We start from the raw sequence: 25,610 nt of genomic DNA, 5'->3' as shown, positions 1-25,610 counted from the left end.
ACCACGAATGCCTGAAGCCGGCCGCGCAGTTCACGCCGATCGTCTATCCGAAGCCGGACAACACCCTGACCTTCGACCGGCTCTCGTCGGTGTTTCTCTCGAACACGCACCACGAGGAGAGCCAGCCGCCGCACCTGACGCTGAAGGATCCGAGCGTGCCGGTGCGCATCAACCTGAAGGAGTATGCGGGGCCGGAGTCGCGTTACTGTCCGGCCGCGGTGTACGAGTTCGTGGCCGATGCGGCGGCCGAGGGCGGCGAGCGGCTGCAGATCAACGCGCAGAACTGCGTGCACTGCAAGACCTGCGACATCAAGGATCCGACGCAGAATATCGTCTGGGTGGCGCCGGAGGGCGGCGGCGGACCGAACTATCCGAATATGTAGGGGCCCGGTAGCCGCGCTGCCGCGGCTGCGGCGACAGGCCGTCAGGCCGTCAGGCGGGGCGCTTCGTTGCTTCGTTGCTTCGTTGCTTCGTTGCTTCGTTGCTTCGTTGCTTCGTTGCTTCGTTGCTTCGTTGCTTCGTTGCTTCGTTGCCTCGGCAGCCGTGGTTCGCCCGCGTCGGACTGAGATGCCCCGTCGGTTCGGCATCGTGCCAGCCGTGACCGTGCGCCCGTCGCCACGACTGGGCGACGCCACGCGCAATCAGGCTGTAGCCAGCCCGTCCCTTCGCGCTGACGTGGGCGGCAGACGGCGGACAGCGCCCACGGTTCCGTCAGGCCTGCGACGGAATGCGCGGCGTCGCCACTTCGACGTCGCCGCATTGCGCGCGATGGCGCAGTGCATGATCGATCAGCACCAGCGCGACCATTGCTTCGGCGATCGGCGTTGCGCGGATGCCAACGCAGGGGTCGTGACGCCCGAACGTCTCCACCGTGCTCGGCTTGCCGTCCACATCGATCGAACGCCGCGGTGTGCGGATGCTCGAGGTTGGCTTGATCGCGAGCGAGGCGACGATGTCCTGTCCACTCGAAATGCCGCCCAGAACGCCGCCTGCGCGATTCGACGCGAAACCGTCAGGCGTCAGTTCATCGCCGTGCTCCGAACCGCGCTGCCGGATGCTGTCGAAACCCGCGCCGATCTCCACGCCCTTGACCGCGTTGATGCCCATCAGGGCATGCGCCAGATCGGCATCGAGCCGGTCGAAGACTGGCTCGCCCCATCCGACCGGGACGCCGCTCGCGACCACGTTAATTCGCGCGCCGATCGAATCGCCGTCACGGCGCAGCGCATCCATCGCGGCTTCCAGCTGCGGCACGAGCGCGGCGTTCGGCGCGAAGAATGGGTTGTCGGCGACGTGCGCCCAGTCGTCGAACGGAATGTCGATGTCGCCGAGCGCTGCCATGTAACCGCGCACCTCGATGCCGTGCTGCTGACGCAACCACAGCTTGGCGACCGCCCCGGCCGCGACGAGCGGCGCGGTCAGACGCGCCGACGAGCGGCCGCCGCCACGGTAATCGCGAACGCCGTACTTGTGCCAATAGGTATAGTCCGCGTGCGCCGGCCGGAACGACTGGGCGATGTTGCCGTAGTCCTTCGAGCGCTGGTCGGTGTTGCGGATTAGCAGCGCGATCGGCGTGCCGGTCGTTCGTCCTTCGAACCAGCCGGACAGGATCTCGACCTGGTCGGCTTCCTGCCGTTGCGTGACGTGCCGGGACGTCCCCGGCCGACGGCGATCGAGCTCCCGCTGGATGTCGGCGGTCTCCAACGGCAAGCCGGGCGGACAGCCATCGATCACGCAGCCGATCGCGGGACCGTGCGATTCGCCGAAGGTCGTGACAGCGAACACGGTGCCGAGTGTATTGCCGGACATGAGCGGAGCCCTACAAGGAAAACCGGCATTCTACCGCTGCAAAGCCGCGCGCCGGGCACTTGGCCGCCTCGCCCATGCGAACGATCGAGATGCGCAGCAAGCAGCCGCACCGGCGCACGGCCGGCGCGATGGCGGCGTGACGGCAGCCCGGCAGATGCCAACGGTGCTGGACGTTGGAAATGCCGGCGCGCCTGATGCGCTGTTCGCATTCGCCGTGGTGGTTGCATTCGCCGTGCTGGTTGCATTCGCGAGCGCAGTCGCCGGGCCTATCGTATTTGCCACGCCGGTCATCGCGGTAGCGATCATGCTGATCGTGCTGAGCGTGCCCAGCCTGGCGGGCGCGGCAAGGGGCTCGACCGGCAGACCGACGCAAGGTCGGGACGCGCGTCAGCGGACGGCGGCGCGCCGTCCTCGCGTCGCGACGCGCCCGCCCCAGAGCCGCAACGCCCGGCGGAAGCGCGGCACCATGCGCAGCAGCAATGCCGCCATCAGTACATTGCCCACGGCCAGCGTCAGGAACAACGCTGGCAGCGACCAGCCCACCGCGGCGAAGATGCCGCCCAGCACTGCCGACGCGATCATGAACAGCGAATTGACGATGTTGTTGGCGGCCACGATCCGCGCGCGATGTGTCAGCGGGCTGCGCGCCTGCATGAAGGTGTAGAGCGGCACGCTGTACAGCCCGCTGGCAACCGACAGCAGCAGCAGATCCACCAGCACGCGCCAATGCCGTGGCTCGCGCAGAAACGTCGCAAGGTCGACGTCCGGTGCCATGCTGGTTGCCGGCTCGGCCATGCCGGCCAGTGCGAAATCGGCCGTGAAGAGGGTCATGCCAAGCGCCCCGACGGCGACCATCGCAAGCGCCTGCCGGCCCGGCGCCAGACACGGGCAAAGGGTAGCGCCGAGGCCGACGCCGATCGAGAACAGGGCGAGCATCAGCGTCACGACCGAGGCATCGGCGTGCAGGACCTGGCTGGCGTAGGCGAAAACCGACGACAGGAAGGTGGCGCCCAGAAACCAGAGCCACGAGATGCCAAGCAGGCAGGCCAGCAGCACGTGATCACGTCCGGCGAGACGCAGGTTTGCCCACGTCTCGCGCAATGGATTCGGATCGATGCGCAGACCCGGGGCGGCGGGTGGCGTGACCGGCACGCCGGCGGCAGCCAGGCGGCCGAGCAGCGCCAGCACGACGCAGCACACCGCCAACCAGGCGCTGCCCCACGCTGCACCGACGCTGCCCGCCACGTTGCCAAGCAGGATCGCGATGAAGGTGCTGGTCTCGACCAGTGCGTTGCCGCTCAACAATTCGGCCGGCGCAAGCTGTTCGGGCAGATAGGCGTACTTGACCGGCCCAAAGAAGGTCGAATGCACCCCCATCAGCAGCACGCATAGGTACAGCACGGCTGGCAGATGCAGGAGCAGTCCGGCCGCGGCAAGCAGCATGATGCCGATCTCGGCGGACTTGATGATGCGCACCAGCCGCGCTTTCTGCATCCGGTCGGCCAGTTGTCCGGCAGTCGCCGACAGCAGCACGAACGGCAGGACGAAGCACGCCGATATCAGCAGTCCGGCCAGACGCGGGTCCAGGCCCCCGTAACGCGTCGCGTCGAATGTCACCAAGGTGGCCAAGCCAACCTTGTAGACGTTGTCGTTCATCGCGCCGGCACACTGCGTCCAGAAAAAGGGGGCAAAGCGACGCTGACGCAGCAGGCTGCGGGCCGCCGGCGACGTGTCGTGGTCGCCCTGCGGGGCGCGGCCGGCCCTGTCGGCGCTCGTGCCGCCAGGGCCGCGTCCAGCAGCGCCGCCAGTCGTGCCGCCGCTCACCCCGCCGGCCGTAGCGGCGGCCGTAGCGTCGGTTGTAATGTCGGCCGTACCGCCGCCTGCAGCGCCTGCGGCGGCCCGGTTGGTACTACCCGCGCGGCCCGCAAGCGTGCCGCCGGTGCGCCCAAGGGCGGCATCGCGCGCCGCTTCGCCGGCCGCACCAGGCTTGCGACTGCCCGTCGCCGCGTCGGCCAATCGGCGCTCACCGCCCTCACCGCACTCGCTCATCCAGCTCGCCCCCTCTCCGCCCGCTCGCGCGCGGCCGGATAGCCTGTCCAACAATGAGAACGGGCGACCGGCTTACGCCGGTCGCCCGTCGATGCTCGCCGCCGCGTCGCACGGCGGTTCCACGCGACAACGCTCAGCTGTGCGCGTGCGTGCGGCCGTCCTCGCTCTCCGGCCAGTCGCGAATATAGGCCTTCAGCATCCGGTTCTCGAAGCCGGTCGCCTCCATCACCGCTTTCGCGACGTCGTACAACGACACGACGCCCATCAGCCGCTTGTTGTCCAGAACCGGCAGGTAGCGCGCGTGCTGGCCTTCGAGCATCAACCTGCGCACCTCGTCGATGTTGGTTTCGCACGTGCAGGTTACCGGCGCCGCGTTCATGGCCGCGCGAACGGTACCGTCGCCGAGTACACCACCGTTTCGTGACAGTACCTGCATCACTTCACGGAAGGTCAACATGCCGACCACCTCGCCCGACTCCATCACCACGAGCGAACCGATGTCATGCTCGTCCATCAGCTTCGCGGCCTCGGTGAGCGGGCATTCCGGCTTGACCGTATAGAGCACGTTGCCCTTCACTTCCAGTATGTCCTTGACTCGCATGCTCGACCTCCGGTCGCGTCTCCCCTATCGGTTCATGCTAGCTGAAAGGAAGGTAAAAAGGAAGGCAACGCGGCCGTGCCGCCGCACTGCCGACACGCTGCCGATACGCTGTCGACCCGCAGCCGATGCCGTGCCGCAGTGCAACAACGCTCAGCGCAACTGCCTGCGCAGCGCGGCGTCGATGGCTTCCGTGCGCGGACTGCGCGCGCTCGGGTGCGCGGCGCGGGCGGCCAGCAGCGTGGCGAGCGTCACCTTCAGGCCGGGTGCGTCCAGCGCATCGAGCAAGGTCGCGCGATCCACGCGAGCCGTACCCAATTCGAGCTGGTAGGCCAGCTCACGCCGATCGACGACGAAGAGATCGAACAAGCAGGCCAGCTCCACTTGCTCCGGATTCACCAGCAACAGCCAGCGCTGCGGACCGCGCCCGTAGTCCAGCCGAGCGATCAGCCCGCGGCTCTCCAGCGCGTGCAGCAGGCGCACGGTGGTGTCCAGATCACGGCGCAGCATGCGTGACAGCTCGGCCGCCGCGTAGCCGACCCTGCCCTTGTCGCGGGCGACGCCCAGGCGCGCCAGCACGCCCAGCGCGTCGAGCAGATCGCTGCCCGGAAAGCGCGGCCGGAAGAAGTGGCCGGCCCGGATGTCCGGCAGCGCCGACGCGATCATTGCGCCGGCGAGCGTGATGAACCAGCTCAGGTACACCCACAGCAGGAAGATCGGAAACGCGGCAAAGGTGCCGTACACCGCGGTGTAGGTCGGGAAACTGCGGATGTAGGTGCCGAAGCCGCGCTTCGCTACCTCGAAGGCGAGCGCCGCGGCAACGCCGCCGGCCAGCGCATCGCGCCATTCGACCCGGCAGTTGGGCACCAGCAGATACAGCAGACTGTAGCCGAGCGCAGTGAGCGGCAATACGCTGAGCGAGATCAGCCATCGGCCTGCCCAGGGCCGCGCTTCGAGCGCGCCGGACACGGAGGCGATCGACTCGGTCCACACGTATGACGACACCGAGACGCTCAGGCCGAACAGCAGCGGCCCCAGCGTCAACGCCGCCCAATACACCAGCAGGCGTTGCGAGAACGGTCGTGCCTTGCGCACTCGCCAGATCACGTTGAACGCCGACTCGACGGTGGTCATCGTCAACAGCGACGTCAGCACCAGCACGATCATGCCGGCGGTCGTCAACCCCTTGGCCTTGTCCGCGAACTCGTTCAGGTATTCGAAAATCTGCTGGTTGACCGACGGCGGCATCAACCGATCGGTCAGAAACGACCGCAGCGCTTCCTGGAACGTCGAGAAGATCGGAAACGCGGTGAAGATCGCAAACGCCACCGTGATCAACGGCACGACGGACAGCACGGTCGTGAAGGTAAGGCTGCCCGCCACCTGCGCGACGCGATCCTCCGCGATCCGCTTCGTCGCGAATCGCGTCAGCCGGCGAATCGCCAGTAAGTCGATCGGAAAGTTGAGCACGTTCACGGCCTCCTGAGCTGCCTATAATACAAGGCTTGTTCGAGCAGCCGGGCAAGCTTCGCCCGCCCGAGACGATGCAGGAAATCCTGGTTTTGTATTACAGCCGCTACGGCGCCACCCGCACGCTCGCGCGCTTGATCGCGCAAGGTGTCGACAGCGTTCCCGGCGCGAGCGCGCGGGTGCGGACCGTGCCCGCCGTTTCGACAGTCTGCGAGGCGACCGCGCCGGACGTGCCGGCCGACGGCGCGCCCTACGTCGAGCCGGCCGATCTCGACGAGTGCGTCGGTCTGGCGCTAGGCTCGCCGACCCGCTTCGGCAACATGGCGGCGCCGCTGAAGTATTTCCTCGATGGCACGTCGCCACAGTGGCTGGCCGGCACCTTGAGCGGCAAACCGGCTTGCGTGTTCACGTCGAGCACCAGCCTGCATGGCGGTCAGGAGAGCACCCTCCTCTCGATGATGTTGCCGCTGTTGCATCACGGCATGTTGATCGTCGGTCTGCCGTTCACCGAGACCGCGCTGAACACGACGCAGAGCGGTGGCACGCCTTACGGCGCCAGCCATCATGCGGTCGAGCGGCGCGACGTCACGGCCGAGGAAAAGACGCTTGCGGTAGCGCTTGGGGCACGGCTGGCGCGCGCCGCGCTCGCGCTGGCCGCCAACGGCAACACGTGAGCACCGGCCCGACGCACGCCGGCGCGGCCGAGCGCTTGCCCGATGGCGCGCGCACCGGCACGAGGGCGACTATCGAGACGCCGGCGCAAGCCGAGCGCGGCGCGGCGCTCGGCGCCTTCCTCGCCGACTGCCGCGCCGCGCTGGGCGACACGCACGTGCTCACCGCGGCATCCGCGCAGGCGCCCTTTCTGACCGACTGGCGCAAACGCTACACCGGACGGGCATGCGCGGTACTGCGGCCGGCCTCGACTGCCGAAGTTGCCGCCGTCGTCGCCGCGGCCAACAAACATGACATCGCGCTCGTCACGCAAGGGGGCAATACCGGGCACGCCGGCGGTGCCACGCCGGATGCGAGCGGTGCACAGGCGGTCCTCAGCACCAACCGGTTGCGCCGCATCCGTGCGCTCGACGCGGCCAACGACACCATCACCGTCGAGGCCGGTTGCGCGCTGGCCGACGTGCAGGCGGCCGCGCGCGCGGCTGGCCGCCTGTTTCCATTGAGCCTGGCTTCGGAAGGCAGTTGCACGATTGGCGGCAACCTTGCGACGAACGCCGGCGGCACCGCGGTGCTGCGCCATGGCAATGCGCGCGCACTATGCCTCGGTCTCGAAGTGGTCACCGCCGACGCGCAGGTCTGGGACGGCCTGCGTGCGCTGCGCAAGGACAACACCGGCTACGACTTGCGTGATCTGTTCATCGGCGCCGAGGGCACGCTGGGCGTGATCACGGCGGCAGTGCTGAAGCTGCAACCGATGCCGGCGGCGTCGGTGACGGCAGTGGCGACGGTCGACACGTGCGACGACGCGTTGCGCCTGCTGGCGCTCGCCCGCGCGCGCGCCGACGCGTTGCTGACGGGCTTCGAGCTGATGTCCTGGTACTGCGTCGAACTGATCGACAGCCACTTTCCCACGCTGCGCATGCCGTTGGCCCGGCCCGGCGGTGCAACGGCGAACGGCTTTGCAGTGCTGCTCGAATTATCCGATCACGAAAGCGAGGCCCATGGCCGTGCCTTGCTTGAACGCCTGCTCGCCGACGCGTCGAACGAGGGTGTCGTGCGCGACGCCGTCGTCGCGCAGTCGCTGGCCCAGTCGCAGACATTCTGGGCAATGCGCGAACATATTCCGCTCGCGCAGGCGCGCGACGGGCTGAATGTGAAGCACGACATCGCGCTGCCGATCTCGGCGATCGGCGAGTTCATCTCGAGCACGGATCGCGCTATCGCGGCGCGCTGGCCGGGCGCACGAATGGTGACGTTCGGCCATCTGGGCGACGGCAACCTGCACTACAACGTGCAGGCGCCTGTCGGTCAGGACCCGGCCGACTTCCTGCGCGCCGCGCAGGCGCCGATGAACCGACTGGTCTACGACCAGGTTCACGCACGCGGCGGCAGCATCAGTGCCGAACATGGCATCGGACAATTGAAGGTCGACGACCTGGCACGCTACAAGTCGCCGGTCGAACTGGCGCTGATGACGGCCGTCAAGCGTGCGCTCGATCCGCACAACCGCTTCAACCCGGGCAAGGTGATCGCGGCACCGCCAGTGCCCTGAGTGCCCTGAGTGCCCGCGAACGCCGGCAGGGGCAAGCGCACCGACCGCACGCGCCTCAGTGCTCGCGTTGCAGGACGGCCAGCACTTCCTCCAATGTCAGCGGCGCACGCATGCGTTCGAGCAGATAGGCGGTCTGCGTCTCGTACTGCCCGGCGAGCACCGCGCGCACCTGGCCGGCGCGCAGGTAGATCGCGGCGAAGCGGGCATCGTCTCGTTGGCCGCTGAGGTCGCCGAGGATGTGAACCTCGTGTTGACCGTCCGCATGGCCGAGATAGTCGTAACGCTGCCCGTAGTGATAGGTCCAGAAGTACGGCACGCCTTCGTAGGTGGCGCGCGCACCCAGCATATTGCGGGCGGCCAGCCGGGCCTGCTCCTGCGCGACGCGCCAGTGCTCGACGCGCTGGCGCTGCGCGGTGCCGGGCAGTGGGAAGGCCGCGACGTCGCCCGCGGCGAACACATCGTCGGCCGAGGTGCGCATGCCGGCATCGACGGCGATTGCGTCCCCCTCCAGCGCGACGCCTTCGACGACTTCGCTCGCCGGGCGCACGCCGACACCCAGCACGACACAGTCGGCCGGCAGCCGTTCGCCTGAGTCGAGGCGTACGGCGCTCACCGCCGAGTCGCCCTCCAACGCGCGTGCCTCCGCGGCACACAGGCGGACGCCGTGGCGCGCGTGCAGCGCCGCGAACATCTTGCCCACGTCCGCGCCGAACTGCTTGACGAACGGCAGGCGGGAAGGCGCCACCACCATCACGTCGGCACCGTTGCCGCGCATGGCCGACGCGGCCTCCATGGCAATGAAGCTGTTGCCAAGCAGCACGACGCGGGTGCCCGGCGACACGGCATGACTGATCGCATCTGCGTCCTCGCGCGTGCGCAGCACATGGGCGCCACGTAAATAAGCGCCCGGCAGAGCGGGACGCACCGGCGTCGCCCCCGTGGCAATCAGTGCCCGGTCGAAGGAAAGGCTGCGCCCGTCGGCAAGACCGACCTGCTTGCGCCGTGCATCCAGGCGCAGTGCGTGCGCCGGCTCGACGTCGATGCGATGTTCGGCAAGAAATTGGGCGTCCCGCAGCGGCGGTACCTCGTCCGCCGCCATCTCGCCCGCCACCACGAATTTGCTCAGCGCCGTCCTGTCGTATGCAGGCTGTGGCTCGCCCGTGATCAGCGTGATGTCGCCGGCAAAGCCGAACTCGCGCAGGGAGGTGGCGGCACAGATGCCGGCGGCGCCGCCGCCGACGATGACGAAGCGGCGCGTGTCCGCGCCGGACTCGGCGTCGCCAGCATCGCCAGCACTGGCAGGCAGCGGCTCCGGCGACAGGTAGACATCGCCATCTCGCACGGCGACCGCGAAGCGCGGCAGCGGATCGAGCGCCGGTGGCTCGATCAACGCGCCGGTGTCCAGCCGAAAGACGCTCTTGTGCCAGGGGCAGATCACGCGCCCAGCACAGAACGCCCCTTCGTCGAGCGGCGCGCCGGCATGTGGACACTCGGCCGAATAGGCGCGGATCGTCGCGTCCGCGCCGTCTGTCGCCGCAGGCCGATCCGTCGTATCGTCCCGGATCAGCATCACCGCACGCCCGGCGACCTCGACCCTTCGAGCGCCCCCGATCGGCACGTCGACGACAGCCGCGACTTTCGTCATTGGCAACATGGCTTCTCCCGAACGACCTTCGCGCATCGCGAGGTCCGCGGCGCCTTTGGGAGAGTCGGTCTGCAAATCGGATGCCTGACGCCAGCGGACAGGCAACGCGATGTGCCGGGCGGGCCGCCAGTGACCTGGCTACCTTGTGCTGACTCCTGCGTGATCCGGCACAGGCGTTCACACCGGGCAGGTCAGCGGGATCGGCGATCACGGACGCCGCATCGACGCCGCAGTGGTGGCGCCTTTGCATCGGCCTCATGCATTGGCCTGGTCCGTCGGCCGCGCGTTCCAGGGCGCATGCTGTTCGGCTCGCCGACGGCCGCCTTGCGGTCTGGCGCAGCGCGATTCGCTCGGAAGAAAAAAGCGCCGGACGACTCCGACGATTCTGCACTGGCGGCAAATGCGCGTCGACATCGGCGCGCGGCATGAATGGCGCAACCGAGTGCATCACGCACACAGAGATGGATGGCCCCCCCACGAGGAATCGAACCTCGATTTCAGGTTTAGAAGACCCGTGTTCTATCCGTTGAACTATGGGGAGGCAATGCGCAACGATGTCGGAAATGCCGGCAGCCGTTGGCGCGGGCCTCATTCTAGCAAACACTGACCGCCGGTCGGCAGGCTTCCCGGTGGCGGTCGTCGACGGCACCGTCCGCAACCGGGGGCGGACGCCATCGGTGCGCAGCGTATGCCGTCGATGCCCGAGGGGCGGAGCCACGGCAACGGGGAGCGCGCGTCGCTGCCACGCCGCCGCGATCGTGAGCGATCGTGAGCGGTGCCGGGCGGGCCCGGCCGCCACGGCAAGTCCCCACACGGGACGCGGCGCGTGGCGACCGCGCGACACTGTGGCGGTCCAGATGCAGTTTTTTCTGTCGTGCCGGCGCGTTCGGAACGACAATCGCTGTGTTGGATCGCTTGCAGCGTTGCAGGTGATCGTCGCGCCCGACACGCGTCCACGCGTGCGAGCCGCGCGCGCCAACCGCCGAATCGTCGGACAGAAGACGAACGCGGCAACGAGGAAAAGCTACGGGGTTTGAAGCCCGCTTGCAAAGCGGGCTTTTTTTCGTCCGGCGAACGCGTCGACCGACGCGCCCTTCCGCCACCGGACGCCTTTCGCGTCCCCCGGCATTCCCCAGACGCCGCGGCTGCGCTATGGTTCAGACTTGTCGCGCGGCGTCGCGCCGCCATGCTTCTCGGGAAAGCCCATGTCGATCGCTCGCTCGCCGGATTGTCCATCGCCGCCAGGCGCCCGGTCCGGTCTTTGGTTGCGGCCGCGCGCGTTCGCGCGCGATGGCGCCCGTCAAGCCGTGGCCGCGCTGCGCGCCGCGTTGGCACTTCTTCTGCTGAACGGCATGTTGCTCGGCGCCAGCCCGGCACTGGCGCAAAGCGCCAGCCTGCAACTGATCGCCCCAGCGGCGCCCTACGTACGCCTGCGCTGGCCGGATACGACACTGACACCGCGTGTCGCCGGACGCACCGTCACGCTGACCGACGCGAGCGGCCACGCGGTGCCGTTCACGTTCGTGATCGCGCCGGAAGATGAGGGCAAGGCAACCCACCCGCTCTGGCTGGTGTTTCGTCCCGAGGGCGCGCCGCCCTTCACGCTGGCGAGCACCGACGGCGGCGGCAGTGCCTATGTGGAAAAATGGTCGGAGGTAGTCGAGGACAGCGCATTGCGTCTCGTCGACCTGCCGCTGGCGACGAGTCAACCGGGCCAGTCATGGGGACCGCTGCTGGCCACCGCGCAGAATGCGGAGGCGTCGCAGCAGGCATCGATCAGCCGTTGGAACATGGGCACCATTGCGCTGGCCATGGTGGCCGGCATCGCGCTGCTGGCGGCGATCGGACTCTTCGCCCGTTACCAGATTCGCAAGGAGGACGTCACGAAGTTGTGAGGATCCGCGCTCGTGAACACGCGCAGTCGTAGCGATGCGATGGCAACGGCTCGCGCATCGACGCGCCGCCGCTCCGGCTGTTTTCGCTATTTGCGCGCAGGGTTACCGCAACGAGCGCAAGAACCACAGGGTGCCGCCGCAAAACGAACCCATGATTGCGATCGCCATCATCATTGCCAGATCCATTGCTTGGCTCCCAGTTGGCATGGCCGCGTCGGCGGCATTCCGCCGGTGTGCGCTTGCGCACAGCCGACGCGTCGCCATTGGGCCTGATGCCCCGCCCCATCACCATCCGCGTGAACCCTAGGACCGACTGGAAACATGACGATGCCATCCACCACCTCGGCCAGCTCGGCCACTTCGCCCGCCCCCCACGACTCCACCGCAGCGTCGACAGCCGGTTCGACGCCACCTCCGCACCCCGATACGAAGCCGGCGGGCATCGATCCGGACGCACCGGCCATCCTCACGCTGCGCAACGCACACGATGTGATTCGCGTCGCTCCGGCGATCGGCGGCCGCCTGCTGGACTGGCGCAGCGACGGCCATGCGGTGCTGCGTTGGCCCACGGAGGTCGACTGGCGCATGCCCGCCAAGATCCGCGGCGGGAACCCGTTGCTGTTCCCGTTCATCGGCCGGCACTTCGTCGATGGCGAAGCAAACCGTTGGCGCGACGCCACGGGTACCGTGCGACCGATGCCGCAGCATGGCTTTGCCCGCGACCTGCCGTTCGAGGCGCGGCAGCTCGGCGGTCAGTCGGACGACGCCTCGGGGGTGGTGCTCACGCTTGATAGCCGCCGCGTGGACCAGGCCGCCGCCTACCCGTTCGACTTCGTGTTCGAGGTCGAATATGAACTGCTCGGCGCGGGACGCCTGCGCACGACGCTGACGGTCGAAAACCGTGGCGACACGCCGATGCCGTACTACGCCGGGACGCACTTCTACTTCGATTTGCCGCATGCGCTGCGTTCCGAGAGCCGCCTGGCGCTGGCCGACGCGAGCCAGCATCGACAGCAGGCCGACGGCGGTCCGGGCGCCGCGCTGAGCCACCGCACTGCGTTCGCGCTCGACGACCCGCTGCTGCAGGACACCTTTCACGTGCTGGCCAGCCCCACGCCGGACCGCGCTGGCGATCGCCTGCTCGCCTCGCTGGACACGCCCTCGCTCGGTCGCACGATCCGCATCGTGCAGCCGCCTTCGAACGCAGCGTGGTATGCGGTCACCACTTGGAGCGAAGCGCCCGACGCCGACTTCTACTGCATCGAGCCGTGGCTCGGTCTGCCCGATGCGATTCATCACGGCCAAGGCTTGCGCTGGCTTCAGCCGCACAGCAGAGAAGCCGCGATTTGCGTGATCGAAGCGCGATTCGCGCGCTAGTCGGACAAGCGCGGCACGCGATGCACAGACACCGAAGCACGCCGCGTTGCTAGAATCGTTGTCTTGTGCTCAACGCCGCCGATGCTGCCGCTTGCCTGAGAATGCCTTTGTCTGACATCCGACGCATCCGCCGCGCGTGCGCGCCCCGCCTGCATGCGCTGGTCCTCGCGAGCGTCATCGCGCTGTGTGCATGCGCCGGCGGTGCCGCGCCCGAGGGTTTCTACCGCGTCGAACGCGGCGACACCTTGAACAAGATCGCGCAGGCGAATCGTCGCAGCGTCGCCGAGCTGGTCAGGTGGAATCGCCTGGCCAATCCCGATCGCATCGAAGTGGGCGATCTCCTGCGCGTCGTGCCGCCCGACGGCAGCGCCGCGTCCAGCGCCACTGCGATCGGCACGACCGGGGCGGCTAGCTCGGCGCCGACGCGCCGGCGCGCGGCCACGCCAGCAACACCGCGGGTGCCGCGCACCACCGCCAGCGTGCCGGCCGGGCAGACGATCGACCTGCGCTGGCCGATCGCCGGCGCGGTGATCCGCGGCTTTGACGGCGGCGCCAGCAAGGGCATCGACATCGCCGGCGACGCGGGGCAGCCGGTCGCCGCCGCGGCCGACGGCGAGGTGGTCTATGCCGGCCAGTTGCGCGGCTATGGCACGCTGCTGATCATCAAGCACGACGCCAACTTCCTGACCTCCTACGCCCATCTGCAAAGCGTCGCGGTCAAGGAAAAGCAGCGCGTCTCGGCCGGCCAGACGATCGCGACCGTCGGCAGCAGCGAGGCGCCGAGCCCACAACTGCATTTCGAACTGCGCTATGGCGGCCGCCCGGTCGACCCGACGCGCTACCTTCCGTCCCGCTGACCTCACCATGAAATTCGTCAACCGCCGCCATGCCTGCCTGATCGCGCTGCTCTGCCTCGGCGCATGTGCGGACAATTCCAAACTGGTCTATCTGCCGAGCGGCGACGCCGGCTTCGCGATCAACTGCAGCGGCAGCGACGCGAGTTCGGGCTGGGGCGATTGCTACAAGCAGGCCGGCGAAGCGTGCGGCAATTACGGCTACGACGTGATCTCGAAGGACGACGACAAGGGCGCGACCGCCGGCGGCAGCGTGCTCGGCATCTTCGGCGCCAACGTGCGCAGCCGTTCGCTGGTCGTCAAATGTCGCCATTGAGACGCTGAACGGAACGCCAGGCGCCGTCCGCGATCGGCGCGGCGCCGTGCCGCCGCTCATACGCCGCTCATGCGCCGCTCGTTCGCTACTCTTTGGCCGCTCAACCGCCGCCCGGCCTGCTGGCGCCGCGCCGCGGGTTTGCGAAAGCTGCCGACGACTGGCGGCAGCGCCCAAACGGCTGGCCGACCGCTAGTGCCGCCATGCAGTCGACGATGCCGCCGCTCGTGGCACCGCCCTCCGCTCACGCCGCGGCGCGCTCGCGCGACACGGCCGCGCCTCGTCACCGAGGCGCAGGCGCCGCCAAACTTTGCCCGCCGAACTTTGCCCGCCTAATGCATCTTTTTCCACGTTCGTTTGATGCAGGCCCTTTCCCAGCCTTATTAATCTTTTACACTAAGGGCTGTATCAGCTACGGGCGACGCGCGTGCGCCAGTCAGCCGTGCGTCGGGCCGGAAAATTGCGGAGCGCTTGTCGAGGCGGCGGCTGCAAGCGGGGAGAGACTCTGACGCTGACTGTCGCGCTCGTCCGCCCGGGTTCAAAAACGAACGGGGGCAGCTTCGGCTGACACTCCGCAGGATCACGCCGCATGAAGCGCTCGACAGCAATGCCCCTCGAGTCCACCGATGAGCCGCAGCCCGATCGGCCAGCGCCGCTCGGCCGCCTGATCGAGGCGCTGCCGGAGCAGCCTGGCACGGGCTCGTTCGACGTTCCGCTTGGCACGAGTCCGGGCGACGTTGACAATCTTCCAACGCTGGTCGGCTTGATCGATCCTCAGGAACGCTACCTGTATGCGAACGATGCCTACCGCATCTGGTACGGCCTGGATGCGGCCCGGCTGCGCGGCCGGCGCGTCGCGGATACCCTGCCCCCGGACCTGTACCACGCGGTTGCGCCCCTGCTGACGCGGGCGCGATCCGGCGAACGGATCGACTCGGAACGCCAGTTGATCGTGAACGGCAAGCGCCGGCAGGCACGCGCCACCTACATTCCGCATATCGACACCGGCGGCCGCGTGCTCAGCGTGTCGATCATGGTCGTCGACATCACCGACCGCTACGAGATCGAATCGCGCCTTGCGCGCAGCGAAGCGCAGTTCCACAGCGCGTTCCAGCAGGCGCCGATCGGCATGGCGCTGGTCGGGCCGGACGGTCGGTGGGAACGGATGAACGAAGCGCTGTGCCGGATGCTGCAATGCGCGGAGGAAGCGCTGCTCGGCAAGCTGCTGGTCGATTCGCTGAGCGGCGCCGACCGCGGCGCCGCAATCGCGGAGATCGACGCCGCGCTGCACGCGCCCTCTCATTCGCGAACGACAGAACAACGCTACGTGCGGGCCGACGGCCGCCTGCTCGACGTGCGGCAGAGCATCTCGGTCGTGACCGACCCGCTCGGCGCGCCGCTGCACCTGATCGTTCAGTTCGAGGACATGACGGAGCGCAAGGCGGCTGAGGAAGCGCTGTTCCGCGAGCACGAGCTGGCACAGGTGACGTTGGAGTCGATCGCCGACGCGGTGCTGACGACGGACGCGGACGGCAACGTGCGCTATCTGAACGCCGCCGCCGAGAAGCTGCTCGGCGCGGCGCGCGCCAGTGCACGCGGCCGCTCGGTCGATGCGCTGATGCGGCTGATCGACGAGCGCAGCGGCGAGCGCATCGGTCATCCCTTGTTCGACGCGATTCGGGAGAACCGCGCGAGCAAGGCGGGCCAGGAATGGCTGCTGTTCTGCGAGGACGGCAGGCAGGCGCTGATCAAGACGTCGGTGGCGCCGATTCACGGGCGCGGCGGCGAGGTGACCGGCGGCGTGCTGGTGATCCACGACGTCAGCGAGAGCCGTGCGTTCGCGCAGAAGATGACACACTATTCCCAGCACGACCCGGTGACCGACCTGCCGAACCGCGGCCGTATCATCGCCGCACTGGAGTGCGCGCTGGCGGCCAGCCAGAGCGACGCGGACCGCTTCGCGCTGATGGTGATCGACATCGACCGCTTCCGTCAGATCAACGAATCGCTGGGGCACGAAGCCGGCGACGACATCCTGCGTCAGCTGGCCCGGCGCATCCAGCAGGAAACCGCCGAGCTGGGCATGGTCGGGCGGATCGGCGGAGACGACTTCGTCGTGCTGTTGCCGACGCTCGGCGACGAGGAAGGCGCGGTCCGCTTCGCCGAGCGGCTGCTGGCCGACAGCACGCGCAGCTGCGTGGTGGGCGAACAGGAGGTGCCGATCAGCCTGTCGATCGGACTCGCCCTGTTTCCGGCCGACGGCACCAGCGCGGACGGCTTGCTGCGCAACGCGGTGGCCGCCGCGGACCACGCGAAGCGGCAGAAAGGCAATGCCTACTGCCGCTTCTCGCAAACCCTGGCGGAACGGGCCGGCGACCGCTTCGCGCTGGAGCGGGCGCTGCGCCGCGCACTCGCGCACGAGCAGTTCCGCCTGCACTACCAGCCGAAGGTGGATCTTCGTTCCGGCCGCATCGTCGGCACCGAAGCGCTGATCCGCTGGCAGGACGAGGCCGGCACCTGGCATCCGCCTGACAGCTTCATCCCGGTCGCGGAGGAAAGCGGCCTGATCGTCGCGATCGGTGAATGGGTGCTGCGCGAAGCCTGCCGACAGCAGGTGGCGTGGCAGCAGGCCGGACTGCCGGTGGTGCCGGTCGCCGTCAACGTATCGCCGCTGCAGTTCCACCACCCGCATTTCTTCGAGACGGTACGCACCGTTCTCGAATCAAACGGCCTGGCGCCGCAAACTCTCGAGCTGGAATTGACCGAGGCCACGATCCTGGTCGACCACGCGCACGTGGCCAAGATCATGACGCAGCTGCGCGAGCTGGGCGTGGCGCTGTCGATCGACGACTTCGGCACCGGCTATTCGAACCTGAGCTATATGAAGCGTTTCCCGGTCGACGCGTTCAAGATCGACCGCAGCTTCGTTCGCGACCTGCCGGACGATGCGGATGACGCGGCAATCGCCCAGGCGATCGTGGCACTCGGACGCAGCATGGGCGTGACGGTGATCGCGGAGGGCGTCGAGACGATGGCGCAAGCGCACTTCCTGCGTGGCATCGGTTGCGAACAGGGCCAGGGCTACCAGTTCAGCCGCCCGGTCGATCCCGATCGGTACGCCGAGTTGCTCGCGCTACCGGCACTCGTGCCCTTGCTGGCGCCGAACGGACATACGACGTCCTGACAGCGCGCCGCCGATGTGCGGGCGCCACGGGTTGCGTGCGCGGTTGGCCGTCGATCTTGACCTTTGGCTATCACGATGATATAAAGGAGGATTCGTGAAACCAGCATCGCCCCGTATGAGGCGATCGGCACGAATCGGGAAGACAGACGGACAGGACCGACCGGCGTGAAACCGGTATCCGGTGTGCTGAACCGGCATGGGAAGTACCGGCAATTCCGCTGTCGTAGTCATCGCTGCAGTCTCCACCTCAACGCATTAAGGAAGGCCTGTGACCAAAGTTGTCGTAAAAGAAGGCGAGCCGATCGAAGTCTGCTTGCGCCGTTTCCGCCGTAGCATTCAAAGCGCTGGCCTCATCGCCGACCTGCGCGCGCGCCAAGCGTACGAAAAGCCGACGGCAGAACGCAAGCGTAAGAAAGCCGCTGCCCGTAGCCGTACGCGTAAGCGCCTGATGCGCGAAACGCTGCCGCCGAAGCTCTACTGAGCCCGGGAGCGCCGCGACATCGACCCGAGGTCGGTGGTTCCGCGCAAGGAAATGGCCAGCTGATGCTGGCCATTTTCATTTTGGGCGACCGTTTCTCCGGTTTCCGTCGGGCATGCCCGTCGCGCCGTGCCCAGTACCGGATCCAGCGCTCGATCTGGTCCACCGCGTCGGTTCGCGCATTGCCCGCTGCCGAGCCGGCCGAGCCGCGGCGCCGCTTCACCCGATGGGCTGTCGGCTTGGCCGGCTCACCCGGCTCACCCGGCTGACGCGGGCGCGCGACGCGATTCGAGCCGGCGCCCCGCTGTCCGCGGTAGCGCTTCGCTGCGCCACTGACCGGTATCAGTTCAGGTGGTAGCCGTGGCCAACCTCCGGAAGCGGCGGCAGGTCGGGCGCGTCGACCGTCTCCAGGACGGTTCGCTCGATGTTCGTCGCGAGTGCCGCAAGCGCGAGATCGTTCGGTTCGTTGCCGAACGGGTCTTCCAACTGACTGGCGATCGCGTCGAGCGCCATGAACGTGTAGGCGATGAAGACGCTGATCACTGGCGTCGCCCAGCCGATGCTGTCCACCAGCCCGAACGGCAAAAGCGCGCAATAGAAATACACGGTCCGGTGCAGCAGCACGTGATACGCATAGGGGATCGGCGTGCTGGAGATGCGCTCGCAGCTGCCCAGAATCTCCGAAAGACCATCGAGATGACGTTGCACGCTGACTGCGAACATGTCGCTCAAACGGCCCTCTCTGTGCCAGGCCATCAGGTCCGCATTGAGCACGCGCAGCAAGTGGGCCGGGCGGTAGTGGCGCGCCAACAGCGCGTCGCTTGCCGGCTGGCCGAGCAGGCGCCGCATTTCGTCGGCCGGATCGGTGCGGCGCAGCTGATGCTTGAGGGCGTGGGTGAAGGCGATCAGATTGGCGACAAAGCGTTGCAACGCAGGATCGCCGTAGGCGAGGCCAGGCAGCACGCTGGCCAGGCGGACCAAATCGCGCGAATGATTCAGCAATTGACCCCATTGCTTGCGGGCTTCCCAGAAGCGTTCGTAGCTTGCCGTGTTGCGGAAACTGACGAAGATCGCCAGCGCAACGCCGATCAACGAAAACGGCACCGGATTTAGATGCAAATGCAGCGCCTCGTACCGCTGCCGTCCCAAGGTGGCTGCCAGCGAGATCAGCAGGATGAAGCCGAGCGGCGGCAGGATATTGCCGACTACTGAGCCGTGCCAGACGAACAGCATGCGAAACCAGTTGAGTCTGGGACGAACGATCATCGAAGCTTGCTTCCGTAGGACAAAAGGGAATCCGCGGGGATCGGAATCAAATGGCCGATTCCGCCGCGCCTGAGGTTCGGATATGATCCGTCCATCGCGACGCGGCACCCGGCTTTCCGATCCTTTCACCAGGTCAGGCGATCGGATACCGGCGCTATGCGGTCGTGCGCGGCCGCGCGGTCCACCGGGCGAGTCGAGCGATCGAGCGGCAGCGCGGCTGCATCCCTCCCAACAGGCACCCATGTCACTCGCGTCACTGCGAATGCTGCAGCTTTCCGTCAGGCGACACCGTGCCGGCCGGCCAATCGCGCGGGCCAAGACAAGATGATAGACCCGGCCGTCATCCTCGGCATCACGTGCCTTTCTTCGCTGCTGACGCTGTGCGTGCTGGGTTCGCTCCGGCGCTCCGGCGTGGCGGGCGTGCACGCGTGGTGTCTGGCGAGTGCATCGCTGGCGATGGGCGCCGCGCTGATCACGCTGCAGGGACGCGCGCCCGCACTGGTCTCGATCATCTGTTCGAACGCGCTGGTGGCGTTGTCGGCGCTGCTCGAACTGGCCGGATGCCTGGAGTTCTGCGGACGACAGGTGCCGTTGCGCCGAATGCTCGCGACCCTGCCGATCTATCTGCTGGCCCTCGCCCATTGGACCTACGTCGATCCCAACATCGACGCACGGATCACGCTCGCCTCGCTCTACGTCGCGGTCCCGATGGCGGCGTTGGGCTACCTCGTCCTGACCAGCCATCCCAGTGGTCGCTCGCGCTACGGCACCGTCTTCACCGGTTCGATCGCGATACTGATCGTCGGCGCACTGCTGGTGCGCGCGTTCGCCTATGCCAGCGGCTTGATCCATCATGAACGACTGGTCACCGCAATGCCGGCCAACGTCGCGTTCCTGTCGATCGGCACGCTCGCGATGCCGGCCATCTCCATCGGCATGGTGATCATGGTGCACGACCGTCTGTCGTCCGTGCTGGAGCACAGCGCCGACTTCGACTTCCTGACCGATACGTTGAACCGACGCGCCTTCATGGCGCATGCGGAACGCGCGTTGGGCATGCAGCGGCGCCGCGCCGGCCTCCTGTCGATGGCCATCCTCGACATCGATTACTTCAAGCGGATCAACGATACACACGGCCATGCGGCCGGTGATCAGGCGCTTGTCCACTTCGCACGGACAGTGGGCGGCAGCCTGCCACAAGGCACGGTGTTCGGGCGCCTCGGTGGCGAGGAATTCGGGCTGATCATGCCCAACCTCGACGGGCAGGCGGCAGTCGCGGCAGTGGACCGGATGCGGCTGCGCCTGGCCGCACTGCCCTGCCTGTTCGGCGCCACGCAACTGTTGCTGAGTTTCAGCGCGGGCGTGGCGGAAGTGGGCGGCAGGGAGACGATTGGCGAAGCGATGAAGCGGGCAGATGCCGCGCTTTACCTCGCGAAGACCAGCGGCCGCAGCCGGGTGGCGACCACTTTGCCGGGCCACGCGGTCGAAGCCTAGGCGCCTGGACCGAAGTTTGCAAGGTTGCTCGGGCATGTCCCAGCAACGAGGAAATCAAGATGTCGAAACTGTCCAGGATGTTGATCGCCGCGAGCATCGCGACCCTGAGCGCCGCCGCCCTGCCGGCCTACGCGCAGACGATGCATTTCAACGAAGGCTCGGCCACCCCGAACGACGCCCCGCAGGCCAAGCCGGTGGTGCATCATCGCAAGAAGGCCAAGAAGCATCATCACCGCCGGATCCCGTCGTCTGCCGCGAACACCAACGCCGCGCAGCGTCCTTGATCCTGGATGCAACACTCGGTGCGGCGCTGCCTTAGCGCCGCACCCGCTGCCACGCCCAGCGCCACGCCCTCGCACCACTCGAATTCCGTGCAGTCCCGGCGCCCGTTTCCGGGCTGGCGCGGGCTGAATCGCGAACGCCTGCCACCGCGATACCGACTCGAAGCGCTGCCCTTGTTCAAGCCGATCGGCCAGTTCGCGCACCGCTTCGCTAGTCACTCAGTGCCGGCCATCATCTGCGTGCCGGCGGACCCCGCCGTTTGCGGTTTGCGCCCGTGCAAATCTGAATTGCAACGCCGCGACGCGATGGCGCGCCAGTCGCACCGCAAACCCATGCGCAGCCAATTCGCCGCGACACCAAACGGCGCATCGACACGCACGTGCTATGCGCGGCTTCATATGGCGCCCGATACGCCGCCTGATACGCCGCTCGCCGCCCGACACGCCGCCTGATGCGCCCTTCATGGGCCGTGTTACGCCTTACCGTCCGCGCTTATCGTGCTGCCGATCGACCGACAGCATTGCAACGCAGCGCGGCCGATGTAAGCAGGATCGCGACGCTCGCTGTCCCAATGCGGTGACTGGCTGGGGCAGGCAATCGGTTGTCATGCAGACGGCGATGAAGGTCAGATACAACACCGCCGGCACGCCGAGCATGAGGTAGGTGACGCCGATCAATATCTGCACACGTCGTGACCAGCGGGAGCGCGCGACGGCGCACAGGCCGCAGGCCAGGGCAACGCCCAGCGTGAAATGGTTCACCCAGGCGGGATCGCGCAAATGCAGCCCGTACAGCAAGGCAGGCGGCAACACGAACATGCCAGCCAGGACGAAAAGCGTACGACGATACATGCCAAGTCTCCCGCGCCTCGGTCAGTACGCCTCGGCCGGTGCGCCGACATCAGCCGGACCGAGTCGCGGTGCTGGGATGCCGCACGGCGGCCAGGACCGAGACGGCGCCTGGTCAATGCAGTGTGGTCCGTTGGGCCGCAACCGCTACACCCCCGTGTGCCAAGGATGGACGGGTCGGGCCAATGCCATTGCAGCCATCGCGAACACGTGCTTCAGGCGTCGGGCGTCCCGCGCTGTTTCCGCTGACGCACTCGGCAGCAATCCCTCAGCTTGAATTTCGCGCGCACATGCAAAAACGCCCTCGACATCTGCATGTCGAGGGCGTCCTGAATTTGGTTGCGGGGATAGGATTTGAACCTATGACCTTCGGGTTATGAGCCCGACGAGCTGCCAGACTGCTCCACCCCGCGAATTGAATTATACGGATTTCACCCGATAGCGCAAGCCTTTTCGCCACATTCGCCGCCACGCCCTCGCCGCCTGTTCATCCAGCCGGCAAGATGGAAAGATCTTCGCTGTCGTCACGACTGCCCTGGCCGCTGTCGATGCCTGATTTGCAGCGCTCAGCAATGCAGCGCTGCAACCACGCGTGGAAGGGAATTGGCTGAAGACGATCTTCGTCCTTGCCTGCCCGCCCAATCTGATGCAGAATCGCGGTCTCGGGGCGTAGCGCAGCCTGGTAGCGCATCTGATTTGGGATCAGAGGGTCGCATGTTCGAATCATGTCGCCCCGACCATGATTTGCAAGGGTTTCCGGCTTTATGGCGGAAACCCTTTTTGCATTCTGCGCCGGGGTTATACGGCATGTTGCAGCGATGCACGACGGGCAATGCCCAATTCAGGCAGCGCGTTGCGGGGCCACTCCCGGACCGAAGCGGGCGCCGCCCTGGCCGGAGCCGCCCGGGCGGCATCAGCGAAGCGCGTCCATGCGTCCCGATGCGCCGCCCCTCAGTGCGTCGTGGTCGCGTCGGCGAGCGCCGGGCGCGGCGTGGCCTGGCGCACGCGAGCGCTTGGGAACACGGCGCTGAACGTGCTGCCACGCCCTTCGGTGCTCTCGATCTGCAGCCGGGCATTATGCCGCTGCAGCACATGCTTGACGATCGCCAGCCCAAGCCCCGTGCCACCGGTGTCGCGCGAACGGCTGCTGTCTACCCGATAGAACCGTTCGGTCAGGCGCGGCACATGCTCGGCGGGAATCCCGATGCCGCTGTCGGTGACGACGAATGCCGCTTTCTGCTCGACGGTGTGCCAACCGATACGGATCAGACCGCCCTGCGGCGTATAACGGATCGCGTTGCTGATCAGGTTGCCGAATGCGCTGGACAGCTCCTGGGCATTGCCCAGCAGGGTCAGCGAAGGATCGATGTCGACCTCGATGCGATGTTTGCCGGCCGACAGCGCGAACGCGTCGTCCCGCAATGTCGCGATCAGCGCCGGCACGTCCACCGCGACATCGGCCGGCGGCTTCGATTGGCCCTCGATCTTGGCCAGCACCAGCAGGTCGTCGACGATGTGCTGCATCCGCTGCGACTGTTGCGCCATGATGTCCAGGTAGCGCTCGCGTTCGGCCGGCGCCAGTTTCAGCTCCCGCACGGTTTCCAGGAAACCGGACAATACCGTCAGCGGCGTCTTCAACTCGTGCGACACGTTCGCAACGAAGTCGCGACGCATCGCATCGGTCTTTTCGAGATCGGTGATGTCATGGCTCAGCACCAGCTTGTGGTCGTCGCCATACGGGAAAGCCTGCACCGACAATGTGCGGTGCGCCCCGGCCGCGCCGCTGCCCTTGCCCGCAAAGGTCAGCGGGGTGTCGTAGTTCTGGCTCGACAGATAGGTGAGGAAAGCTGGCGAGCGCACCAGATAGTTGATCGGCTGGCCGGCATCGCGGTTCGCATGGATGCCGAAATGCGCTTCGGCGTTTGCATTGCACCATTCGATGCGATTGTTCGCGTCGAGCATCATCACGCCGTTCGGCGAGGCCTGGATCGCGGCCAGGAAGCGCTCGTGCTGGGCAACGCTCTCGGTGACTTGCAAATGCCAGCGCTTGGCGAGCCGGTGCAGGCGGTAGAAGGCCTCGCCCCAGGCGCCGGTGGCGCTCGGCACTTCGCCGTAGCTGGGCGCGTCGAGCAGGCGCCACAGCGTCGACAGTCGCGCGGCGTTGAGCAGCGCCAGCGCGAGCAGGGCCAGTGCGATGAAGCCCAGGCCGATCGTCGCGCCGGCGATCATCGCCAGCGTGGCACCGCCAAACAGGATCACCGCAAGGATGATCAGCGAGCGGGCCCATATTGCGTTCATCGTGCGGTCAGGCCGTCGGCGTCTTTGCGAAACGATAGCCGCTGCCCCGCACCGTCTCGATCATCGCATCGCATCCGACCGGCCGCAGTGCGCCGCGCAGCCGCTTGATGTGGACGTCGACCGTACGTTCCTCGACAAACACATGGTCGCCCCAGACGCGGTCGAGCAACTGCGTGCGCGAATGGATGCGTTCCGGATGAGTCATCAGGAAATGCAGCAGTCGGAATTCGGTCGGACCGACCGCGACGCTGACCGCTTCGCCCCCTTCCTGCGCGGTGACCCGCTGATTCGCGGGGTCGAGGCGGATGCCGTTGACCGCGACGATGTCGTCGGTCAGCTGCGGCGCGCGCCGCCGCAGCACCGCCTTGATGCGCGCGACCAGTTCCTTCGGCGAGAACGGCTTCGTGACGTAATCGTCCGCGCCGATTTCCAGCGCTTCGACCTTGTCGTTCTCGTCGCCCCGCGCGGTCAGCATGATCAACGGGATGTTGCGGGTGCGCTCGGCGGTACGCAGTGCGCGTGCGAGGTCGAGCCCGGAGCGGCCCGGCAGCATCCAGTCGAGCAGGACGAGATCCGGCAATACCGCTGCGATCAGACGCTGCGCGTGTTCGGCGTCGTGCGCGACGACGGGATGGTGGCCGGCGTGCCGGAGATTCACCGCGATCAGTTCGGAAATCGAGGGTTCGTCCTCGACGACAAGAATGCTGCTCGGCATGGCAGTTTTCGGATTATCAGAACGGTATGTTAACGCGGCATGCCGCCGCCCGACAGACTGCCGTCGGGCGGTCACCGCCACGTCGGCGGCGGCGTCTCAACCCAGCGCGGCGCGTTCCAGCGACTCGCTCGGCAGGTGACGGACGTCGGTGCCCTTGACGATGTAGATGACGAACTCGGCGATGTTCTTCGCGTGGTCGCCGATGCGCTCGATCGCCTTGGCAATGAACAGATAGTCGAGCCCCACGCCGATCGTGCGCGGATTCTCCATCATATACGTCACGAGCTTGCGCACGAAAGCATCGAATTCGTCGTCGATCGCGCGGTCGTCGTGCAGAATCTGCACCGCGGCGGCGATGTCCAGTCGGGCGAACGCATCGAGCGCGTTGCGCAGGATGGAGGCTGCGAGCTGGCCCGAGTGACGAATCTCCGCGGTGTTGAGCAGGCGACCGTTGCCAGCTTCGATGATGGCCTTGATGCGGCGGCCGATCTTCATCACTTCGTCGCCCGCGCGCTCGAGGTTGGCGATCATCTTCGAAATCGCCATCAGCAGACGCAGGTCGCGCGCGGCCGGCTGACGCAGCGCGATGATGTTGCTGCATGCCTCGTCGATTTCGATCTCGTAAAGATTGACGCGGGCCTCGTTGTCGATCACGGCGGCAGCGGCGGCCAGGTCGAACTCGTTGACCGCCTGCATCGCGTGCATGATTTGCGTCTCGACCAGGCCACCCATGGCCATCACCTGCGCGCAGATCTGCGTGAGGTCGCTGTCGAACTGACTGGAAAGGTGCTTGTCCGGCATGGTGCCCTCC

Annotated in this window: 23 protein-coding genes and 3 tRNA genes; 13 read left to right on the top strand and 13 right to left on the bottom strand. The window is 67.1% G+C overall.

The annotated features are described in order from the left end of the window. The coding region (locus BLU54_RS20400; RefSeq protein ID WP_170845244.1) for a 4Fe-4S dicluster domain-containing protein at window positions 1-383 on the top strand (383 nt) is incomplete at its 5' end. 328 nt (window positions 384-711) lie between these two features. On the opposite strand, the gene aroC is transcribed toward BLU54_RS20400, so the two are convergent. The 4 genes from aroC to BLU54_RS20380 all read right to left on the bottom strand — a co-directional run bounded on the left by aroC (window position 712) and on the right by BLU54_RS20380 (window position 5,926). After that, complete coding sequence (aroC, locus tag BLU54_RS20395) at window positions 712-1,809, bottom strand: chorismate synthase (protein ID WP_091912450.1); 1,098 nt, start codon at window positions 1,807-1,809, stop codon at window positions 712-714. 387 nt (window positions 1,810-2,196) lie between these two features. After that, on the bottom strand, window positions 2,197-3,858 hold the full coding sequence (locus tag BLU54_RS20390; protein WP_139169779.1) for an MFS transporter: 1,662 nt from the start codon (window positions 3,856-3,858) through the stop codon (window positions 2,197-2,199). 133 nt (window positions 3,859-3,991) lie between these two features. Then, window positions 3,992-4,459: a CBS domain-containing protein gene (locus BLU54_RS20385; protein ID WP_091912446.1), complete on the bottom strand. Its 468-nt coding sequence runs from the start codon at window positions 4,457-4,459 to the stop codon at window positions 3,992-3,994. A 150-nt stretch (window positions 4,460-4,609) separates the two neighbouring features. Beyond that, a complete protein-coding gene (locus tag BLU54_RS20380; RefSeq protein ID WP_407919445.1) occupies window positions 4,610-5,926 on the bottom strand; it encodes a YihY family inner membrane protein in 1,317 nt (438 codons plus the stop codon). 74 nt (window positions 5,927-6,000) lie between these two features. Between BLU54_RS20380 and wrbA the strand changes: the two genes are divergently transcribed. Continuing rightward, complete coding sequence (gene wrbA, locus BLU54_RS20375) at window positions 6,001-6,600, top strand: NAD(P)H:quinone oxidoreductase (RefSeq protein ID WP_091912490.1); 600 nt, start codon at window positions 6,001-6,003, stop codon at window positions 6,598-6,600. Between the two features lie 71 nt (window positions 6,601-6,671). After that, entirely contained in the window at window positions 6,672-8,150 is a 1,479-nt protein-coding gene (locus BLU54_RS20370; RefSeq protein ID WP_091912488.1) for an FAD-binding oxidoreductase, read from the top strand. 55 nt (window positions 8,151-8,205) lie between these two features. On the opposite strand, the gene BLU54_RS20365 is transcribed toward BLU54_RS20370, so the two are convergent. Together BLU54_RS20365 and BLU54_RS20360 are read right to left on the bottom strand one after the other, a co-directional pair. Beyond that, entirely contained in the window at window positions 8,206-9,804 is a 1,599-nt protein-coding gene (locus BLU54_RS20365; RefSeq protein WP_170845243.1) for an FAD-dependent oxidoreductase, read from the bottom strand. A 457-nt stretch (window positions 9,805-10,261) separates the two neighbouring features. Beyond that, window positions 10,262-10,336, bottom strand: a tRNA-Arg gene (locus BLU54_RS20360). A gap of 664 nt (window positions 10,337-11,000) precedes the next feature. Between BLU54_RS20360 and BLU54_RS20355 the strand changes: the two genes are divergently transcribed. The 6 genes from BLU54_RS20355 (at window position 11,001) to rpsU (ending at window position 17,899) form a co-directional block, all read left to right on the top strand. Then, the gene (locus BLU54_RS20355) at window positions 11,001-11,690 is read left to right on the top strand and encodes a hypothetical protein (protein ID WP_139169777.1); all 690 of its coding nucleotides are present in this window, start codon (window positions 11,001-11,003) and stop codon (window positions 11,688-11,690) included. Between the two features lie 321 nt (window positions 11,691-12,011). Continuing rightward, complete coding sequence (locus BLU54_RS20350; RefSeq protein ID WP_235838051.1) at window positions 12,012-13,067, top strand: aldose epimerase family protein; 1,056 nt, start codon at window positions 12,012-12,014, stop codon at window positions 13,065-13,067. A gap of 107 nt (window positions 13,068-13,174) precedes the next feature. Then, window positions 13,175-13,924: a peptidoglycan DD-metalloendopeptidase family protein gene (locus BLU54_RS20345; protein WP_235838050.1), complete on the top strand. Its 750-nt coding sequence runs from the start codon at window positions 13,175-13,177 to the stop codon at window positions 13,922-13,924. 7 nt (window positions 13,925-13,931) lie between these two features. Next, complete coding sequence (locus BLU54_RS20340; protein ID WP_091912436.1) at window positions 13,932-14,237, top strand: hypothetical protein; 306 nt, start codon at window positions 13,932-13,934, stop codon at window positions 14,235-14,237. 586 nt (window positions 14,238-14,823) lie between these two features. Further along, window positions 14,824-17,418, top strand: a complete 2,595-nt coding sequence (locus BLU54_RS20335; protein WP_091912434.1) for a sensor domain-containing protein — start codon at window positions 14,824-14,826, stop codon at window positions 17,416-17,418. A 268-nt stretch (window positions 17,419-17,686) separates the two neighbouring features. Then, entirely contained in the window at window positions 17,687-17,899 is a 213-nt protein-coding gene (rpsU, locus tag BLU54_RS20330) for a 30S ribosomal protein S21 (RefSeq protein ID WP_091912432.1), read from the top strand. 339 nt (window positions 17,900-18,238) lie between these two features. Here the strand turns inward: rpsU and BLU54_RS20325 are convergent, their stop codons facing one another. Beyond that, window positions 18,239-19,162 (bottom strand): bestrophin family protein, encoded by a 924-nt coding sequence (locus BLU54_RS20325; protein WP_091912430.1) that lies wholly within the window; start codon window positions 19,160-19,162, stop codon window positions 18,239-18,241. 324 nt (window positions 19,163-19,486) lie between these two features. On the opposite strand from BLU54_RS20325, the gene BLU54_RS20320 reads away from it, so the two are divergent. From BLU54_RS20320 to BLU54_RS20310, 3 genes are all read left to right on the top strand, one after another. Then, window positions 19,487-20,656, top strand: coding sequence for a GGDEF domain-containing protein (locus BLU54_RS20320; protein WP_170845241.1), 1,170 nt, complete (start codon window positions 19,487-19,489; stop codon window positions 20,654-20,656). A 59-nt stretch (window positions 20,657-20,715) separates the two neighbouring features. Continuing rightward, on the top strand, window positions 20,716-20,940 hold the full coding sequence (locus BLU54_RS20315; RefSeq protein WP_139169776.1) for a hypothetical protein: 225 nt from the start codon (window positions 20,716-20,718) through the stop codon (window positions 20,938-20,940). A 171-nt stretch (window positions 20,941-21,111) separates the two neighbouring features. Further along, a complete protein-coding gene (locus BLU54_RS20310; RefSeq protein ID WP_139169775.1) occupies window positions 21,112-21,390 on the top strand; it encodes a hypothetical protein in 279 nt (92 codons plus the stop codon). Window positions 21,391-21,417: 27 nt separating this feature from the next. Here the strand turns inward: BLU54_RS20310 and BLU54_RS20305 are convergent, their stop codons facing one another. The 3 genes from BLU54_RS20305 to BLU54_RS20295 all read right to left on the bottom strand — a co-directional run bounded on the left by BLU54_RS20305 (window position 21,418) and on the right by BLU54_RS20295 (window position 22,477). After that, window positions 21,418-21,789, bottom strand: coding sequence for a hypothetical protein (locus BLU54_RS20305; protein ID WP_091912424.1), 372 nt, complete (start codon window positions 21,787-21,789; stop codon window positions 21,418-21,420). Between the two features lie 333 nt (window positions 21,790-22,122). Further along, window positions 22,123-22,199, bottom strand: a tRNA-Met gene (locus BLU54_RS20300). A 74-nt stretch (window positions 22,200-22,273) separates the two neighbouring features. Continuing rightward, window positions 22,274-22,477 carry a hypothetical protein gene (locus BLU54_RS20295; protein WP_091912423.1) on the bottom strand — a complete coding sequence of 68 codons (204 nt, stop codon included), beginning with the start codon at window positions 22,475-22,477 and terminating at the stop codon, window positions 22,274-22,276. Here BLU54_RS20295 and BLU54_RS20290 point away from each other — a divergent pair. Then, a tRNA-Pro gene (locus BLU54_RS20290) sits at window positions 22,450-22,526 on the top strand. The two genes, BLU54_RS20295 and BLU54_RS20290, sit on opposite strands and share 28 nt — an antisense overlap. A 211-nt stretch (window positions 22,527-22,737) precedes the next feature. Here the strand turns inward: BLU54_RS20290 and phoR are convergent. From phoR to phoU, 3 genes are all read right to left on the bottom strand, one after another. Beyond that, on the bottom strand, window positions 22,738-24,084 hold the full coding sequence (gene phoR / locus BLU54_RS20285) for a phosphate regulon sensor histidine kinase PhoR (protein WP_091912422.1): 1,347 nt from the start codon (window positions 24,082-24,084) through the stop codon (window positions 22,738-22,740). A 7-nt stretch (window positions 24,085-24,091) separates the two neighbouring features. Then, window positions 24,092-24,799 (bottom strand): phosphate regulon transcriptional regulator PhoB, encoded by a 708-nt coding sequence (gene phoB / locus BLU54_RS20280; RefSeq protein WP_091912421.1) that lies wholly within the window; start codon window positions 24,797-24,799, stop codon window positions 24,092-24,094. 96 nt (window positions 24,800-24,895) lie between these two features. Then, window positions 24,896-25,600, bottom strand: a complete 705-nt coding sequence (phoU, locus tag BLU54_RS20275; protein ID WP_091912420.1) for a phosphate signaling complex protein PhoU — start codon at window positions 25,598-25,600, stop codon at window positions 24,896-24,898. Between the last annotated feature and the right edge of the window lie 10 nt (window positions 25,601-25,610).

This window comes from Chitinasiproducens palmae, from assembly GCF_900095735.1.
Taxonomy (GTDB): Bacteria; Pseudomonadota; Gammaproteobacteria; order Burkholderiales; family Burkholderiaceae; genus Chitinasiproducens; species Chitinasiproducens palmae.
The sequence above is the reverse complement of the archived record's forward strand: the minus strand, read 5'-3'. Positions and strand labels throughout refer to the sequence as shown.